The 16,512-nt window shown below is 71.4% G+C and carries 15 protein-coding genes; 5 read left to right on the top strand and 10 right to left on the bottom strand.

The window, feature by feature from the left end; genetic code table 11:
• Positions 1-84: 84 nt before the first annotated feature.
• The 3 genes from ACWCXC_RS15075 to ACWCXC_RS15065 all read right to left on the bottom strand — a co-directional run bounded on the left by ACWCXC_RS15075 (position 85) and on the right by ACWCXC_RS15065 (position 1,501).
• The gene (locus ACWCXC_RS15075; RefSeq protein WP_450680470.1) at positions 85-375 is read right to left on the bottom strand and encodes a hypothetical protein; all 291 of its coding nucleotides are present in this window, start codon (positions 373-375) and stop codon (positions 85-87) included.
• A 256-nt stretch (positions 376-631) separates the two neighbouring features.
• Positions 632-865, bottom strand: coding sequence for a chaplin (locus ACWCXC_RS15070; protein ID WP_450680471.1), 234 nt, complete (start codon positions 863-865; stop codon positions 632-634).
• Positions 866-1,099: 234 nt separating this feature from the next.
• Positions 1,100-1,501, bottom strand: coding sequence for a rodlin (locus ACWCXC_RS15065; protein WP_450680472.1), 402 nt, complete (start codon positions 1,499-1,501; stop codon positions 1,100-1,102).
• A gap of 383 nt (positions 1,502-1,884) precedes the next feature.
• Between ACWCXC_RS15065 and ACWCXC_RS15060 the strand changes: the two genes are divergently transcribed.
• A complete protein-coding gene (locus ACWCXC_RS15060; protein ID WP_450680528.1) occupies positions 1,885-2,772 on the top strand; it encodes a chaplin in 888 nt (295 codons plus the stop codon).
• Positions 2,773-2,871: 99 nt separating this feature from the next.
• Here the strand turns inward: ACWCXC_RS15060 and ACWCXC_RS15055 are convergent, their stop codons facing one another.
• The 5 genes from ACWCXC_RS15055 to ACWCXC_RS15035 form a co-directional block, all read right to left on the bottom strand.
• A complete protein-coding gene (locus tag ACWCXC_RS15055; RefSeq protein WP_450889014.1) occupies positions 2,872-3,807 on the bottom strand; it encodes a dihydrodipicolinate synthase family protein in 936 nt (311 codons plus the stop codon).
• Entirely contained in the window at positions 3,804-4,811 is a 1,008-nt protein-coding gene (locus ACWCXC_RS15050; RefSeq protein WP_450889012.1) for an ABC transporter ATP-binding protein, read from the bottom strand. Before ACWCXC_RS15050 ends, ACWCXC_RS15055 begins: the two co-directional genes overlap by 4 nt.
• Positions 4,808-6,778, bottom strand: a complete 1,971-nt coding sequence (locus ACWCXC_RS15045) for a dipeptide/oligopeptide/nickel ABC transporter permease/ATP-binding protein (RefSeq protein WP_450680475.1) — start codon at positions 6,776-6,778, stop codon at positions 4,808-4,810. The genes ACWCXC_RS15050 and ACWCXC_RS15045 overlap by 4 nt, the downstream gene beginning before the upstream one ends.
• Before the next feature lies 1 nt (position 6,779).
• A complete protein-coding gene (locus ACWCXC_RS15040) occupies positions 6,780-7,730 on the bottom strand; it encodes an ABC transporter permease (protein WP_450680476.1) in 951 nt (316 codons plus the stop codon).
• 90 nt (positions 7,731-7,820) lie between these two features.
• Positions 7,821-9,416 (bottom strand): ABC transporter substrate-binding protein, encoded by a 1,596-nt coding sequence (locus tag ACWCXC_RS15035; RefSeq protein ID WP_450889009.1) that lies wholly within the window; start codon positions 9,414-9,416, stop codon positions 7,821-7,823.
• A gap of 169 nt (positions 9,417-9,585) precedes the next feature.
• On the opposite strand from ACWCXC_RS15035, the gene ACWCXC_RS15030 reads away from it, so the two are divergent.
• From ACWCXC_RS15030 to ACWCXC_RS15015, 4 genes are all read left to right on the top strand, one after another.
• Entirely contained in the window at positions 9,586-10,305 is a 720-nt protein-coding gene (locus ACWCXC_RS15030; RefSeq protein ID WP_450680478.1) for a FadR/GntR family transcriptional regulator, read from the top strand.
• A gap of 185 nt (positions 10,306-10,490) precedes the next feature.
• Positions 10,491-11,492 (top strand): acetylxylan esterase, encoded by a 1,002-nt coding sequence (locus tag ACWCXC_RS15025; protein ID WP_450889006.1) that lies wholly within the window; start codon positions 10,491-10,493, stop codon positions 11,490-11,492.
• A gap of 15 nt (positions 11,493-11,507) precedes the next feature.
• The gene (locus tag ACWCXC_RS15020; protein ID WP_450889004.1) at positions 11,508-12,800 is read left to right on the top strand and encodes a GDSL-type esterase/lipase family protein; all 1,293 of its coding nucleotides are present in this window, start codon (positions 11,508-11,510) and stop codon (positions 12,798-12,800) included.
• A 76-nt stretch (positions 12,801-12,876) separates the two neighbouring features.
• Positions 12,877-14,313 carry an exo-alpha-sialidase gene (locus ACWCXC_RS15015; protein WP_450680481.1) on the top strand — a complete coding sequence of 479 codons (1,437 nt, stop codon included), beginning with the start codon at positions 12,877-12,879 and terminating at the stop codon, positions 14,311-14,313.
• 254 nt (positions 14,314-14,567) lie between these two features.
• On the opposite strand, the gene ACWCXC_RS15010 is transcribed toward ACWCXC_RS15015, so the two are convergent.
• Both ACWCXC_RS15010 and ACWCXC_RS15005 read right to left on the bottom strand, forming a co-directional pair.
• On the bottom strand, positions 14,568-15,248 hold the full coding sequence (locus ACWCXC_RS15010; protein WP_450680482.1) for an ABC transporter ATP-binding protein: 681 nt from the start codon (positions 15,246-15,248) through the stop codon (positions 14,568-14,570).
• Positions 15,245-16,369 carry an ABC transporter permease gene (locus ACWCXC_RS15005; RefSeq protein WP_450680483.1) on the bottom strand — a complete coding sequence of 375 codons (1,125 nt, stop codon included), beginning with the start codon at positions 16,367-16,369 and terminating at the stop codon, positions 15,245-15,247. The genes ACWCXC_RS15010 and ACWCXC_RS15005 overlap by 4 nt, the downstream gene beginning before the upstream one ends.
• Between the last annotated feature and the right edge of the window lie 143 nt (positions 16,370-16,512).

The following is a 16,512-nucleotide window of genomic DNA, read 5'->3' as shown; positions in this document are numbered from 1 at the left end:
CACGGTCTGATCAACTCGCCCCGGCGGGAATGGTTGTGGCGCTTCACTCGAACGATGTGCCCGTACGCGCCTTCGTACGAGGGGTCAGCCGCCGACCGGGAGGCCGCCGATGAGCGGGGCGGCACCCTTCGCCGCGCCGGCCGCCTGACCGGCGAGCTTCGTGACCGTGCCGTTCTCGGTCAGGGCGTCGGCGGCGCCGTCCACGACGTGCGAGACGGGGTCGACGACCTGCGGGGTAGCGGCCATCACCTGGTTGAGCCCGCCGTCGAGGCTGAAGCTGGGGGCCGTGGGGTTCGTGGCGGCGAAGGCGGGAGCAGCCGTGCCGAGAGCGACCACGGAACCGGCGACGAACGCGGCTGTCTTCGCGTACTTCACTGTCGGATTCCCTTCTGCGGCGGCATGGCCTCCGTCGCGCGCACGCGCCGCACCGGCCTTCCGTGGCGGTGATCCATGCCGCATTCCCTCTGCACAACGAGCGGTTCGCGGGTGGGCAACTGGACGGCCGCGCATTTCCGGGAACGTTTTCCGTGCCGCCCCGGAGGATTCACCGGACGGCGAACAGGAAAGGCCCCGGACCGCACGTGCGCGGTCCGGGGCCTTCCGGGTACCGAAGGGAATTCGGCGAGGTGAATCAGTTGTTGACGCAGACGTTGCCGAACGCCGGGTTCAGCAGACCCACGATGTTGATCGTGTTGCCGCAGACGTTGACCGGAACGTGGACCGGAACCTGGATGACGTTGCCCGAGACAACGCCCGGGGAGTTCACGGCCGCACCCTCGGCGCCGGAGTCGGCGAAGGCCGGGGCGGCGGCACCCATCGCCATCAGGGTACCCGCGGCGACGGCGGCGATCTTGGTGTACTTCACTTTTCAACCCTTTCTTCGACGGAGTCCGGAGCGGTCACGACGTTCGTGCCGCACGAGCACGGTCCTGCCATAACTCGTAACTCCGCCGCTGTCATTCGTAACGATTTCGGGCGGTCGGTGAAACTCTTCGCGAAGGATATTCCTCGGAATCCGCCCGAATGACGCAGTTGCAGCAGCAGGCCCGGACCGCGTGGAGGAGGAACGCCGGCGGTCCGGGCCTGCGGGCGGGCCGGATCAGCTGTTGCCGGCACCGTTGCCGGAGAGCACCGGAATCTGGCTCAGGATGTGCGACAGCGGCTCGTCGCCCTTGGCCTGGGTGGAGTTCTCGGTGCACTGCTGGTTCTGCGGCGAGGACAGGACGTTGACGTCCTGGACCGCGATCGGGATGAGACCGATCAGCGAACCGGCGTTGACCTTGGCCGGCAGGCCGATGCAGGGCTTGTTCAGGGAGCCCTGGACCAAGCCGAACTGCGGGCTGCCGTCGCCGTGCGTCTCGGCGTTGCCGAACGACTGCGAGGCCCCGTTGCCGTTGACGGAGGTCGTGCCGCCGCTGTCGCCGATGGCCATCGCCTGTGTCGCGCCGAGACCGAGGATGGAGGCGGCGACGGCTCCCGTAGCCAGGACCTTCTTGATCACGATGAACCCTTCTCGTACTGGACGCCCCGTACCGGAGCACCCTGATCAACTGGCCTTCCGGCGTTTGGTTATCGGCATTCACCCGAATGTCGGGGTGACACGGACGTCCGTACGAGACATACATCGAGGGCCGACGATTCATCGACCCGAACGCCCATACGTACACCTTCCGAGTGATCACAGGATTTTCACGGATTCCACGTTTCCCGCTCACCCGGCCCTCGTTATGGGTGTCGTCAAGCCTGCCCGGCGGGACGCCCACCCCAAGAGGTCGGTCGGACCCGTCGGTTGCTGTACCGCCTGATGAACGAAAGCGGGTCGATATTCACCCGCGCGAGAAGTCCCAAGGAAGGGCAACGATGCGAAAAGCCTTGAGTAAGAGCGTGCTCGTCATGGCGGCGGCGTCAGGCATTCTGACCGCCTCCGGCGGCTACGCGTTCGCCGACGCGTCGGCCGACGGCGCCGCGATCGGCTCGCCCGGAGTCGCCTCGGGCAACGCCGTGCAGGTGCCGGTACACGTTCCGGTGAACCTGTGCGGCAACACGGTCAACGTCATCGGCGCGCTGAACCCCGCGTTCGGCAACGAGTGCGAGAACGAGAGCGAGGGCGCCTCGGCCGGCGACGCCCAGGGCGCGAGCGCCTCCGGTGTCGCGGCCAACTCCCCCGGGGTGCTGTCGGGCAACCTGATCCAGGCGCCTATCGACGTGCCGGTCAATGTCTGCGGCAACACGGTCGATGTGATCGCCGCGCTGAACCCGGCCGCCGGCAACGAGTGCGAGAACAGCTCCGAGGGCGTCGAGACGCCGGAGCCGCCGAAGCCGCACAAGCCCCCGAAGCCGCACAAGCCGCCGACGGGCCACGACCACGACTGCCACTGCGGCGGTCACCACAACCCGCCGGAGCCCCCGAAGCCGCCGGTGCACCACCACAACGACGACTGCCCGCCCAGCCACCACCACAACCCGCCGAAGCCGCCCAAGCCGCCGGTGCACCACCACGACCACAACTGCCCCCCGAGCCACCACCACAACCCGCCGAAGCCCCCGAAGCCGCCGGTGCACCACCACAACGACGACTGCCCGCCCAGCCACAACCCGCCGGCGCCCCCGACCCACACCGGCTGGCACCACACTCCGCCCAAGCACCACAAGCCGCCGCAGATGGCCCACACGGGTGCCAATGAGAACCTCGGCATCGCCGGTGGCGCCAGCGCCGCCCTGGTGCTCGGCGGCGGCCTGCTGATGCGCCGCGCCCGCGCCGCGCAGAAGTAGTCGCACCCTCACGCGCAGGGGTCCGGTGGGACAGCCGAGTGCTGTTCCCACCGGACCCCTTTCGCGTACCGGTTTCGGGTAAAGGGTGGTGACGAAGCGTCAGCCCCTGGCGAGCCCCGCGCGGTCCAGGCAGGCGGCCACCGTCTCCGTCTCCGCCGCGTCCAGCCGGCGCATCGGCGGGCTCATCACGTTGGTGGTGATGATCCCGCGCAGCATCAGCGCGGTCTTGAAGGCGCCCAGCCCCGCCGCCGTGGCGGACGCGGTGCCGGGGCGGGCGGCGCGGACGATGTCGAACAGCGCGACGAGGCGGTCCTGTTCGGCCGCGGCCGTCGCCCAGTCGCCGCGCACCGCGGCCTCGTGCAGGCGGACGTACCCGTGCGGGTCGACGTTGCCGAGCCCCGGCACCGAGCCGTCGGCGCCGCCCAGCATCATCGCGTCGACCACCAGCTCGTGCCCGGTGAGGACGGAGAAGTCCGGCAGCTCGCGGGCACCGATGGCCAGCCGGCGGAAGGATCCGTCGTCCCCGCTGGAGTCCTTCACCCCGGCCAGCACCCCGTCGGCGGCGAGCGGCAGCAGCAGCTCCGGGTCGAGCTTGCTGTGGACGCAGACCGGCACGTCGTAGGCGAGCAGCGGCAGGTCGACGGCGGCGGCGATGTCCCGGAAGTGCCGGTCGATCTCCAGGTCGTGGGTGCGGGTGTAGAAGGGCGCGGTCGCGACGACGGCGTCGGCGCCGAGGGCGGCGGCGCGGTGGGCGCGTTCGATCGCGCGGTTGGTGGTGGTCTCGATCGCGCCGACGAGGACGGGCACCTGTCCGGCGGCGGCGCCCGTGACGACCTCGATGACCTCGTCCTGCTGGGACGGTGTCAGATAGGCGGTCTCGCCGGAGCTGCCGAGGGCGAAGAGCCCGCTGACGCCGCCGTCGACGAGATGGCCCACAACCCGCTCCAGGGAGGGGCGGTCGAGCGCGCCGTCCGCGGTGAGCGGGGTGACGACGGGCGGGATCACTCCCGAGTAGCGGGGGGTTCGGGCGGTCATGCGGTGCTCCTTGCGGACGGTACGGGGGTCGGGTCCCCGGAGGGGGACGTGGGGGTCTGGGGGTGGACGCAGTGCCAGCGGCGTCCGTCGGGGCCGTCGGTCGCGGCCGGGAAGGCGGTGGCGCAGTCGGCGTCGGCCTTCCAGCAGCGGGTGGTGAACGGGCAGCCGGGCGGCGGGTTGGTCGCCGAGGGAACCGGGCCGGTGAGCACGATGCGTTCCGTGGCCTCCATGAGGCTGGGCGTCGCCGAGAGCAGGGCCTCGGTGTACGGATGCCGGGGGCTGCCGGCCACCTGTGCCGCGGGACCCTCCTCGACGATGCGGCCGAGGTAGAGGACGGCGATGCGGTCCGCGAGGTAGCGCACGGTCTGGATGTCGTGCGAGATGAACACCATGCCGAGGCCGAGCCGGTCGCGCAGGTCCACCAGGAGGTTGAGGACCTGGGCGCGCACGGAGACGTCGAGGGCGGAGGTCGGTTCGTCGGCGACGATCAGCTCCGGTTCCAGGGCTAGCGCGCGGGCGATGGCGACGCGCTGGCGCTGGCCGCCGGAGAGCTGGCCAGGCAGCGCGGCCAGGATGTGTCCGGGCAGGCCGACCAGGTCGAGCAGTTCCCGGACCCGCGCCTCGCGCGCCGCGCGGCTGCCCCGGCGGTGCACGTCGAGCGGGTCGCGCAGGATCTGACGGACCGTGAGGCGGGGGTTGAGCGCGGTGGACGGGTCCTGGAAGACGACGCCGACGGCGGAGCCGAAGTCGTGGCGGCGCTCGGCTCCCGGCATGGTCCACAGGTCCTTGCCGTGGAAGCGGACCTCGCCCTCGGTGGGCTTCTGGAGTCCGGTGAGGACCCGGGCCAGCGTCGACTTGCCGCAGCCGGACTCCCCGACCAGGCCGACGATCTCGCCTCGGGACACCTCCAGCGTGGCATCGGTCAGGGCGTGCACGGCCGTGCGGCCGAAGAGGCCGCCGCCGCGTGCCGTGTGGCGTACGTGAACGCCGTCGAGCCTGATCACAGGGCGCTCCCTTCCAGCTTCTTCGCGGCGTCCGCGGGGTGGTGGCAGGCGAAGCCGTGGTCGTCGGCGGAGCCGCGCGCGGTGAGCGCGGGGGTGGTGGTGCGGCAGAGTTCGGTGGCGGCGGCGCAGCGGCCGGCGAAGCGGCAGCCGGCGCCGAAGCCCTGGGGGGCGGGGACGATGCCGCGGATCTGGTGGAGGCGCTCGGCGCCGGCCTCCAGGGAGACCACCGAGCCGAGCAGGCCCCGGCTGTAGTGGTGGGCGGGGTCGGTGAGGACGGACCGGGTGGCGCCGACCTCGGCGAGCCGGCCCGCGTACATCACGGCGACGCGGTGCGAGAGGTCTCCGACCAGGGCGAGGTCGTGCGAGACCAGGACCATGGCGAAGCCGAGTTCGTCGCGGAGCTTCACGAGGAGTTCGACGACCTGGGCCTGGACGGTGACGTCGAGGGCGGTGGTCGGTTCGTCCGCGATGAGCAGCCGGGGGCTGCGGGAGAGGGCCATCGCGATGAGGACGCGCTGGCGCTGGCCGCCGGAGAGTTCGTGCGGGTAGCTGCGCAGGGTGCGTTCGGGTGAGAGGCCGACGAGTTCCAGGAGTTCGGCCGGTGTCTTCGTACCGCCGCGCGAGGTCAGTTGCCTCAGCTGGGTGCCGACGAGGACGGAGGGGTTGAGGGAGGAGAGCGCGTCCTGGTAGACCATCGCGATCTCCGGGCCCATGAGGGCGCGGCGTTCCTTGGGCGGGAGCTTCAGCAGGTCCCGGCCCCGGTAGAGGATCTCGCCGCTGACCTCGGCGTTGCGGGCGAGGAGGCCCATGACGGCGAGGCTGGTGATGGATTTGCCGCAGCCGGACTCGCCGACCAGGCCGAGGGTCTCGCCCTCGTGGACGGTGAAGCCGAGCCGGTCGACGACGGGGATGTCGCCGTAGCGGTCGGGGAAGCGGATGGCGAGGTCGCGGACGACGAGGAGTTCGCCGGCGTCCTCGCGCACCGGGGTGATGGTGGAGGGCGTGGCCTCGATGTGGGCGGCGAGCCGGGCGAGCGCGGTGTCGATGTCGGTCCGGGAGGCGGCCTCGACCGGGTCGGGGGCGGTGGCCGCGGCCGGGTCGGCGGCGGGGCGCGCGGCGCGGGGCGCGGCGGAGGCGTCGGTGAGTCCCTCGGAGAGGATGTTCAGCGCGAGGACGGTGACCAGGAGGGCGAGGCCGGGGAAGAAGGTGGCCCACCAGCCGCCGGCCAGGAGGATCTGCCGTCCGTAGGCGAGGACGCTCCCCCAGCTGGGGTCGGGGTCCTGCACGCCCGCGCCGATGAAGGAGAGGCTGGCCTCGAAGATGATGGCTTCGGCGACCATGACGGTGGCGAAGACCATGACCGGGGCCATGCAGTTGACGGCGACGTGGCGCAGCACGATGTAGCCGCGCCGGGCGCCGATGACCTTCTCGGCGGCCACGTAGTCCTCGCCGTACTGCGCGAGGACGTTGGCGCGGACCACGCGGGCGAGCGAGGGGGTGTAGACGAAGGCGATGGTGAAGATGATCACCGGGATGCTGGTGCCGAACACGGCGACCAGGACGGCCGCGAGCGCGATCGGCGGGAAGGACATGACGACGTCGAGGGTGCGCATGACGGACTCGTCGCCGAGCTTGCGGGAGGTGGCGGCGAGGGAGCCGAGCAGCGCTCCGGCGATCAGCGCGCAGGCGGTGGCGCCGAGGCCGATGACGAGCGAGTAGCGCGCGCCGTGGACGACGCGGGCGAAGACGTCGCGGCCGGCCCGGTCGGTGCCGAACCAGTGGGCGCCGCTCGGGGCCTGGACGGGGTCGCCGGTGGCGAGGGGGTCCTGGGTGAGCAGCGGGGCGAGTACGGCGCCGAGGACGACGAGGACCAGGACGCCGAGGGCGACGCGGGAGGTGGCCGGGAGGGCGCGGAACGCGATGCCCGGACGGGAGAGCTTCTTGGCCAGAGTGCCGGTGGCGAACATGTCACACCGTCCTGATGCGCGGGTTGACCAGCAGATAGAGCAGGTCGACGATGACGTTGACCACCAGGAAGGCGATGGCGATGGTCAGTACGGTGCCCTGGACCAGGGCGACGTCGCCTCCGGTGACACCTTCGAGGATGAGTTTGCCCATGCCGGGCAGGTCGAAGATCGCTTCGATGACGACGGCGCCGCTGAGCAGGTAGCCGACCTTGACGCCGAGCACGGTGAGCGGGGTGACGAGCGCGTTGCGCAGCACCGAGCGGATGACGAGGAGGACGGGGAGTCCGTTGCCCTGGGCGGTGCGGACGTAGTCCCGGTCGAGTTCGGTGACCATCGCGGTGCGGATGAGGCGGGCCAGCGAGGCGGCGACGGGGACGGCGAGGGAGACGGCGGGCAGGAACATGGTGCGCAGCCAGCCGCCGAAGGAGTCGGCCATGTTGGTGTAGCCGCCGGTCGGGAAGAGCTGGGTGTTCAGGGCGAACTGCTGGATGAGCAGGACGCCGAGCCAGAAGGACGGGACGGCGACCCCGGCCATGGAGAGCACCCGGAAGAGCTGGTCGGGCCAGCGGTCGCGGTACATCGCGCCGATGACGCCGCCGATGACGGCGAGGACGACGGCGATGAGCAGGCCGAGGACAGTCAGCTGGAGGGTGAGCGGGAAGGCGGCGGTGATCCGGTCGGTCACGGGCTGGCTGGGCGGGACCGTCGTACCGAGGTCGAAGTGGAGCAGTTGGCCGAGGAAGTGCACGTAGCGGACGGGCAGCGGGTCGTCGAGGCCGTTGGCCTCGGCGAAGGCCCGCCGTGCCTCGGGGGTGGCGCTCTCCCCGAGCGCGTTGAAGGCCGGGTCGACCGGCGAGAACTGCAGCACCACGAAGACGAGCAACGCGATGCCGAGGATCATCACCGGCATCATCGCGACGCGGCGCAGCGCGAGCCGGAGAAAAGCAACCATCGTCGGGTTCCTTGCGGTTGGGCGGGGGGGTCCGGTCCGGGACGCCGGGGGGGGTGGCGCCCCGGACCGGGGGTGGGGGGCGCGGGCCGGTCAGGCGCGGGCGACGTCCAGGAAGGACAGGCCGGTGGTGGGCAGCGGCTTGAAGCCGGTGAGGGACTTCTCGTTCCAGGCGGTGGGCAGCTTGCGGTGGAGGATCGGGTAGAGCGGGACCTCGTCGGCGACGAGGTCGGTCACCTGTCCCCAGAGCCGCTTGCGGGTGGCCTCGTCGGCGGCCGCGGCGGCCTGGTCGAGGAGCTTCTTGACCTGCTTGTACGCGGGGGTCTTCGACCAGGCGTAGCGCTTCTCGGGCCAGAAGCCGTAGTAGAACCAGCGCATGAGCAGGTCGACGTCGTTGCCGAAGACGGAGGGGTCGCCGGGGGCGACGAGGACCTCGAAGTCACCGCTGTCGACCTTGGCGTACTGGGCGGCGGACTGGGCGATGCCGAGGGTGGCCTCGATGCCGGCCTCGGCCCAGCTCTCCTTGATGAGCGGGGCGATGTCCTTGACCCAGCCGGTGTCCGTGGTGAGGACGGTGAACCTGAGGTTCTTGACGCCGGCGTCGGCGAGGAGCTGCTTGGCCTTGGCCACGTCGTGGGTGTAGACGGTGGCGGCCTTGTGGTAGTCGGGGTGGGTGGCGGGGACGTAGCCGGTCGCGGCGGCCGCGTTGCCGACCATGGCGGTCTTGATGATCTTCTCGGTGTCCAGCGCGTAGTGCAGGGCCTGCCGGACCCGCTTGTCGGCGAACCGCTTGTCGGCGGTGTTGAACATCAGGAAGAGCAGGCCGAAGGACTGCACGGCCTCGGTCCTGGCGCTGGAGGCGAGTCCGTCGACGTCGATGTACGGGACGTCCTCGATGGCCTGGACGCGGCCGGAGCGCATGGCGCTGACACGGGCCGACTGGTCGGAGATGAGGCGCCAGATCATCTTGTCGGCCTTGGCGGGGTGGGGCCCGTTGTAGGCGTCGAACTTCTTGAAGACGATCTTGTCCTCGCGGGTGGCGGAGACGAACGCGTACGGGCCGGAGCCGACGGGCTTGGCGTCGAAGCCCTTGACGTCGGCCTCGACGACCTTCTTCGGCACGATCCGGGCCACGGCGATCCGGGACGGGAAGAGCGCGAACGGGTACTTCAGCTTGAACTCGACCGTTCCGGCGTCGACCGCCTCGACCCTGTCGATGAAGGGCACGAACTGCGCCATGAGGGAAGCGTTCTTCGGGTCCAGGATGCGTTCGAAGCTGAAGACCACGTCGTCGGCGGTGACGGGCGAACCGTCGTGGAAGGTGGCGCCCTTGCGGAGCGTGGCGCGGTAGGTGGTGGCGTTGATCTTCTTCGGCATCTCGGTGGCGAGCGCGGGGCGGGCCACGAGTGTTGCCGGATCGAGATCCACCAGGCCCTCGAAGATGTGCATATTGGCGGCGTACGGGGTCGCGCCCGAGGTGATCATCGGGTCGAAGCCGGTCGACAGGGGGTAGGACAGGCCGGCCTCGATGAGGCCGGTGCCCGCGCCCTTGCCCGCCGAGCCGTCGGAGGTCGAGGACGGTCCGCCGCAGGCGGACAGGCCCGCCGTGATGGCGGCCGCGGCACCGATGGCGCCGGTGTAACGAAGGAAGGTGCGGCGCTCGACACCGGCTGCTCTCAGCTCGGGCACGGGTCCTCCAGGGACGTGAAGTGGGGCGAGATGGGTCGGAACGGGTGTTCCGCGGGGTCCGCGGAACCGCCGCGGAGCGTGGAGCATCAGACGTCAGATGTCTGATGCCTTGATAGCGTGGGAACGTAGCTTGACAATCGAGAGGGGTCAAGAGGTGGGGAGTTCACATATGTCCGGAACGAGGCCCGGCCGGCAGCTGCTCCGGCAGGAAGTCGTCGACGGCATCAAGCGGTACATCCTTGAGGAGCGACTGCGCCCCGGGGACCCGCTGCCCACCGAGCCCGCCCTGTGCGAGGCGCTGGGCGCCAGCCGTTCCAGCGTCCGGGAGGCCGTGAAGATCCTCAACGCGCTGGACATCGTGGAGGTCCGGCACGGCCACGGCACCTACGTGGGCCGGCTCAGCCTGTCCGCGCTGGTGGAGAGCCTGACCTTCCGCGGCCTGCTCTCCCCCGACGACGACTTCCAGGTGATGGCCGACCTGGTGGACGTACGCGAACTCTTCGAGCGCGGCATGGCCGACCGGATCGTCTCGCTGCTCACCCCCGAGCAGCTCGACAGCCTGGACGCGCTCGTGGCGACCATGCGCGCGACGGGGGCCCAGGAGGGGCACGGCTTCGTCGACGCCGACCGGGCCTTCCACGCCCTGCTCGTCGCCCCGCTCGGCAACGACCTCATCGGTCAGCTCTCGATGGCGTTCTGGGACGTCTACGCGATCGTCGCGCCGCACCTGGACGGCTTCACGCACGCCGACGAGACCGAGACGATCACCGCCCACCAGAACATCGTGAACGCCGCCCGCGCCGGCGACATCGCCGGTTTCATCAAGGCGCTCGGCGAGCACTACGCCCCGGTCAGGCGCCGGATCTCCGAGGCCCGCGCCCGCCGCTGACTGCCCGCCCGCACCTCCCGGAGCCCGCGGACCCCGTCCGGACGGACCCTTGACGCCCCCGTGCGGGGATGCCTAGGGTCCGTGTGCCGACAGGACATCTGACGTCATCCGTCTGATGACCTGGCCGGCTCTCGTACCTGCACCGCACCCCCGCACCCGCGCCACCGCCCCAGGAGGGCACCCCCATGCCGTTGACGGATCTCTCGCTCGCGGACTGCCTCGCCCGCCGGCCCGACCTGTCGGTCCCCGCCGACTTCGACGCCTTCTGGGCGCGGACCCTCGCCGAGGCCCGTGCCCACTCGGCCGGGACGGCACGGTTCACCGAGGTGGAGACCGGGCTCACCCAGGTCCGTACGTACGACGTGACGCTTCCCGGCTTCGCCGGGCAGCCGGTGCGCGGCTGGCTCCGGCTGCCGGCCGGGGCGAGCGAACCGCTGGGCTGCGTCGTGGAGTTCCTGGGGTACGGGCGCGGCCGGGGTCTCGCCCACGAGAACCTGCTCTGGGCCTCGGCCGGGCACGCGCACCTGCTCATGGACACCCGCGGGCAGGGCTGGTCCTCGGCCGCGGGCGACACCGCCGATCCGCACGACGGCACGCCCGGGACCGTCCCCGGCTTCCTCACCCGGGGCGTCGAGAGCCCCGAGACGTCCTACTACCGCCGGCTGTTCACCGACGCCGTGCGGTGCGTGGACGCGGTGCGCGAGCGGCCGGAGATCGACCCGGACCGGATCGTGGTGACCGGGATCAGCCAGGGCGGCGGCATCGCGCTGGCCGTCGCGGGGCTCGCACCGGGGCTGGCCGGGGTGATGCCGGACGTGCCGTTCCTGTGCGACATCCGGCGCGGGGCCGAGATCGCGGGGCGCCCGCCCTTCACCGAGATCGCCGAATACCTCGCCCTCCACCGCGACCGCGCCGAGACCGTCTTCGGGACGCTCGCGTACTTCGACGCGGCCCTGCACGCCACCCGGGCCACCGCCCCCGCCCTGTTCTCCATAGCGATGATGGACGAGATCTGCCCGCCCTCCACGTGCTTCGCCGCGTACAACGGCTACGCCGGACCCAAGAACGTACGGGTCTACGCCTTCAACGGCCACGAGGGCGGGGCGGAGTACCAGCGGCGGGAGCAACTGGCCTGGGTGCGTTCCCTGTTCGCCGGCTCCCCAACGGGGCGGGCCGACCACTCCTGACCGGAGGCACCTTCCGTGCGCAGACGATCCATGCTTCTCGCCGCCGGCGCGGCGACCCTGGGCAGCCAGTTCGGGGGCCGCGCCCTCGCCGCGGAGCGCGGGCCCGTCCTGGACCACGCCACCCCCGTGGACCTGGACGGCAGTGAGTACGTCGACCTGTCGAAGCAGGTCGGTGCGCTCGCCCCGCTCACCACCGGCACGCTCGTCGTCACCTTCCGCACCACCAGCCACAACCAGGCGATGACCCTGCTCAGCGCCTCGGACCCGACCGCCCCCTCCTCCAACCTCACGCTGAACCTGAGCGGGGGCGCCCTGCAGTTCTCCGTACGGGAGAAGGGTGCCGTACTCGTGAATGTCATGACCAGGACACGCTACGACGACGGCCGGAGCCACACCGTCGCCGTGACGGTCGGCGCCTCGGGCACCCGGCTGCACGCCGGAGGCCGTACGGTCCTCGAAACCGCCCCGCACCCCTTCTTCTCCGGAGTATCCGGGCTCGCCTCGCTCTCGCTCGGCCGCAACACCGACAGTGACCACCCCGGCGGCGAGTGGTTCTGCACCGGAACGATCGAGCGGGCCGCCGTCTGGGACCGGGTGCTGAGCGAGAGCGAACTGGTCGCGCAGTGTCCGGAGCCGGACCTCTCCGACCTGGGCCGGATCTCCCTCGCCCTCAACGGCGACACCCCGGCCACCTGGGTCGTCACCGGCGACAGCATCACGCACGGCGCGCTGCACACCCACGGCTGGCGCAGCTATCCCGAGCACTGGACGGAGCGGGTCCGCTGGGAACTGGGCAAGCCGAAGAACCGGGACTTCGTCATCGACTCCGGGGTGAGCGGCGCGACCGGCGCGGAACTCCTCGCGCAGTTCGCCCCGCGGATCAGCGCCTTCTCGCCTCATGTCGCCTCGATCATGATCGGGACGAACGACATCGCGACACCCGGGCTCGGCCCCGAGGTGTACCGGGCCGATCTGGTCTCGCTCGTCCGCGCGGTACGCGCACTGCCCGGCTCCCCCGTCCCGGTGCTTCAGTCGCCCAATCCGGTCGATCCGGCGAGGTGGCCGGGGCGGGTGGGGCTCTCGCGGTACGCGGAGATCATGGGCGAGGTCGCGGCCCAGGAGAAGACGGTCTTCGTCGACCACTACCACGACTGGCTGACCGGCGACGGCGGCCAGGTACCCCTCTCCCTGCTCAGTGACGGGCTGCACCCCAATGAGCGGGGCCACCACCGCATGGCCCTCAAGATGATCAAGGACCTGCGGATCTTCGACGCGGGCAGCGCGGTGTGCTCCCTGCGCGTCCCGTAACCCCGGGCGCCGTACTCACTCCCCCGCGAGCCCCCCTTCCGAGAAGCACCACCCCTTCCGAGAAGAGAGACCGTCCATGCAGCGAACAGTCCCCGCAGCCCTGCTCGGCGCCGTCCTGCTGGTGGCCGCCACGGCCGTCACCGGCCAGGCCGCGGCCGCCACCCCCGGCACCCTCACCTCCCAGGACCTGACCGTCGACGGGGTCGGCTCCCCGCACTACCGCATCCCGGCCCTGACCACCTCGGTCAAGGGCACGGTGCTGGCCGCGTACGACGCCCGTCCCACCCTCGCCGACCTGCCCTCCAACATCGGCATCGTGCTGCGCCGCAGCACGGACGGGGGGACGACCTGGCAGGCGCAGCAGGTGGTCCGCAAGGACGCCGCGCCCGCCGGCTACGGGGACCCGAGCCTGCTCGTCGACCGGCAGACCGGCCGGATCTTCCTGTTCTACGCGGCCGGGGTCAACCAGGGCTTCTTCGGCTCGGCCACCGGTACCGACGAGTCCGACCCGAACGTCCTCCAGGCCGACTACAGCTACTCCGACGACGACGGACTCACCTGGACCCACCGCCGGATCACCAAGCAGATCAAGAATCCGGCCTGGGGCGGCATGTTCGCCGCGTCCGGGGAGGGCATCCAACTGCGCAACGGCCCCCACAAGGGCCGGCTGATCCAGCAGTACGCGATCCGGAACAACGGCGCCAACTACGCGGTCAGCGCGTACAGCGACGACCACGGCGCGACGTGGAGGACGGGCACCCCGGTCGGGCCCGGCGGCGACGAGAACAAGACCGTCGAGCTGAACGACGGCACGGTCATGCTCAACAACCGCTCAGCGCCCTACCGCACGGTCGCCTACTCGACCGACGGCGGCGTCACCTACACCCCGTTCGTCCAGGACACCGAACTGCCCGACCCGGCCAACAACGCGTCGATCATGCGCTACGCCCCCGACGCCCCGGCGTCCAACCCGCAGTCCTCCTGGCTGCTGTTCAGCAACACCGAGGCCACCTCGCGCAAGAACCTCACGGTCAAGATGTCCTGCGACAACGGGAAGTCGTGGCCGATCAAGAAGGTGGTGGACGCGGGCGCCTCCGCGTACTCGACGCTCACCCGACTGCCGGACGGCCGGCTGGGGCTGCTGTACGAGCGGGGCGCCTACGAGCACATCACGTACGCGTCGTTCGATCTGAAGTGGCTGGGCGGAACCTGCGCCGACATCACCATCACCCCGCCGGCGTCACTGAGGGCCGGAACGACGGCCCAGGTCACGGTCCGGGTGGTCAACCGCATGGACGTGACCCGGAGCGCGGGCACGGTGCAACTCTCCGGGCCGGCCGGCTGGACGGGCGCGACGGTGGCGTTCCCGGCGACGCGGCCGGGCGAGGGCGCCAACGTCACCGTGCCGGTGACCGTGCCCGCGGGCGCCTCCGGTTCCGCCGTACTGACCGCGACCTACCGCGCGGACGGCAAGCAGGCGTCGGGCAGTACAACGGTGACCGTCGCGCCGTGATCGTTGGGACGTGAACGTCGTGGCGTGGGCGTCGGGACGTGAGCGTCGGGACGGGACGGGACGGGACGGATGCGTCGTGGCGTGGGCGTCACGACGCATCCGTCCCGTCGTTACGTGGGCGTCGCGCCGCAACCGTTCCGTCGCCGTGCGATCGTCACGACGAGACCGTCCCGTCGCGGCCCGACCGTCGCAACGAGACCGTCCCGTCGCAGCACCCACAACACGACGCAACGGTCACGTCGCGACGCCCCCGGTCAGCCGGCCGGGGACGCCGCCGCAGTCAGGGCGGCCATGTCCACGATCCGGTCGGCGGTTTCCGCCACGGCCGGGTCGTGGGTGGCGACGACGGTGACGCAGCGGTCCTGGTGGGTGCGCTCGGCGAGGAGCGCGGCCAGGTCCCCGGCCTGTGAGCGGTCGACGGCCGCCGTCGGCTCGTCGATGAGCAGCAGGGTGGGCGAGAGGAAGAGGGCCCGGGCCAGGGCGGTGCGCTGGCGTTCGCCGCCGGAGAGCTGATCGGGGCGGTGGCGCAGCCGGTGGCCGAGGCCGACGCGGGTCAGCGCTTCCTCGGCGCGGGTGCGGTGGGCACGGGGGCGTTCGCCGGTGAGCGAGACGACGGCGAGGAGCTGGTCGACGCAGCTCAGTCCGGAGAGCAGGTTGCCGCTCTGGAACATGTAGCCGATCCGTTCCCGGCGGGCCTGGGCGCGCCGGGCGTCGGAGAGCGCGGCCAGGTCCTCCCCGTCGAGCAGGACGGTGCCGGCGGTGGGCCGCAGCAGGGCGCCCGCGACGGCCAGGAGGGTGGACTTGCCCGAGCCGGACGGGCCGACGAGGGCGGTCATCCTGCCCGGTTCGAAGGTGACGTCGAGTCCGTCGAGGACGGTGGTACGGGCATCGTCGGTGCCGAACGCGACGGTGACGCCGCTCAGTTCGAGGCTCATCGGTTGGCTCCCAGCATGGTCAGCGGGTCGGCTCGGGTGACCCGGCGCAGGGTCAGGACGGTGCCCGCGAGGCCGACGGCCGCGACGGTGCACATGGTGGCGGTGAGGGTGGTGGCGGGCAGGCTGAACGGCACCTTCTCGCCCACCAGCAGGCCGACGGCTCCGGCGAGCAGGGCACCGGCCGCGGTGCCGAGGACGACGACGGCGGCGGCCTGGAAGAGGGTGTGGCCGAGCAGTCGGCGGCGGGAGGCGCCCAGGGCGCGCAGCAGGGCGAGTTCGGGCTGCCGCTGCACGGTCCACACGGCGAAGAAGGCGCCGACGACGAGCGGGGCGATCAGGTACAGGAAGACCTGGATGGAGTTCATGGTGACGCGCTCGCCGGTGTAGCCGGGGGCGGCCTCGTACGCCTTCTCCTTGGTGAGGGTGGTGGTGGAGAGGCGGGCGTCGAGGGCGTCGGCCGTCTGCCCGTCCGGCGCGGTGCGCAGCGCCAGGGCGCTGTACTGGGCGGGGATCGCGGCGGCGGTGGCGGCGGGGGCTCCGGGGGTGCTGAAGCGGATGCGCTGCCAGGTCGTCAGCGGAACGTAGGCGACGGGCACATGGCCGTAGCTGGAGCGTTCGGTGGCGCCGACGACGCGCAGCCGGATGTTCAGGCGGTCGATGACGAGGGTGTCGCCCACGCGCACGCCGTCGTCGGCGAGCTGGGCGGACATCACCAGGGTGTTCTCGCCGGCGCCCTTCAGGCCCTCGCCCTCGGTGGTGGAGGGGGCGAGGAAGGATTCCGGGTCGACGCCGAAGGCGGCGATGTCGACCTCGGCGCCCCGGTCCGTGGTGCCCCGGGTGATGGAGACGCCGAGCGGGGTGAGGTCGGTGTCGGACCCCTCGCGCCAGGCGGTGGCGGTCTTCTCGTCGAGGAGGCTGCGGGCGAACTGGTCGGAGCGGGCGTCCGAGGAGAAGACGAGACGTTCGGCGGGCAGCCGCCGCAGGGCGGAGATGGTGTCGTCGCCCAGTCCGGTGGTGAAGCCGGAGACGATGCCGACGAGTGCGGCGACGAGCACCACGACAGACCCCATGAGCAGGAAGCGGCCCCGGGCGGCGCGCAGCTCCAGCAGTGCGAGGAACACGGCGGTTCCCTTCGGTGGATCGATGTTAGGGACGGTATGTCGCCAACATAGATGATGGCGACGTGGCGTCCCTAAGTGGGGGGTGGGTGGCTGCCGGATAGCGGGGCGAGCCCGGTCCGGCCCGCGGGACACGGCCTAAACTG

This window comes from Streptomyces sp. NPDC001515, from assembly GCF_053597115.1.
Note: the sequence above shows the minus strand (reverse complement) of the source record. Positions and strands in the feature narration are given on the sequence as shown.

Excerpts from the sequence above, each read along its gene's own strand:
- ACWCXC_RS15055 (WP_450889014.1), bottom strand. The coding sequence starts at position 3,807 with ATGACCGCCCGAACCCCCCGCTACTCGGGAGTGATCCCGCCCGTCGTC.
- ACWCXC_RS15015 (WP_450680481.1), top strand. The coding sequence starts at position 12,877 with ATGCAGCGAACAGTCCCCGCAGCCCTGCTCGGCGCCGTCCTGCTGGTG.
- ACWCXC_RS15025 (WP_450889006.1), top strand. The coding sequence starts at position 10,491 with ATGCCGTTGACGGATCTCTCGCTCGCGGACTGCCTCGCCCGCCGGCCC.
- ACWCXC_RS15030 (WP_450680478.1), top strand. The coding sequence starts at position 9,586 with ATGTCCGGAACGAGGCCCGGCCGGCAGCTGCTCCGGCAGGAAGTCGTC.
- ACWCXC_RS15040 (WP_450680476.1), bottom strand. The coding sequence starts at position 7,730 with ATGGTTGCTTTTCTCCGGCTCGCGCTGCGCCGCGTCGCGATGATGCCG.
- ACWCXC_RS15010 (WP_450680482.1), bottom strand. The coding sequence starts at position 15,248 with ATGAGCCTCGAACTGAGCGGCGTCACCGTCGCGTTCGGCACCGACGAT.
- ACWCXC_RS15045 (WP_450680475.1), bottom strand. The coding sequence starts at position 6,778 with ATGTTCGCCACCGGCACTCTGGCCAAGAAGCTCTCCCGTCCGGGCATC.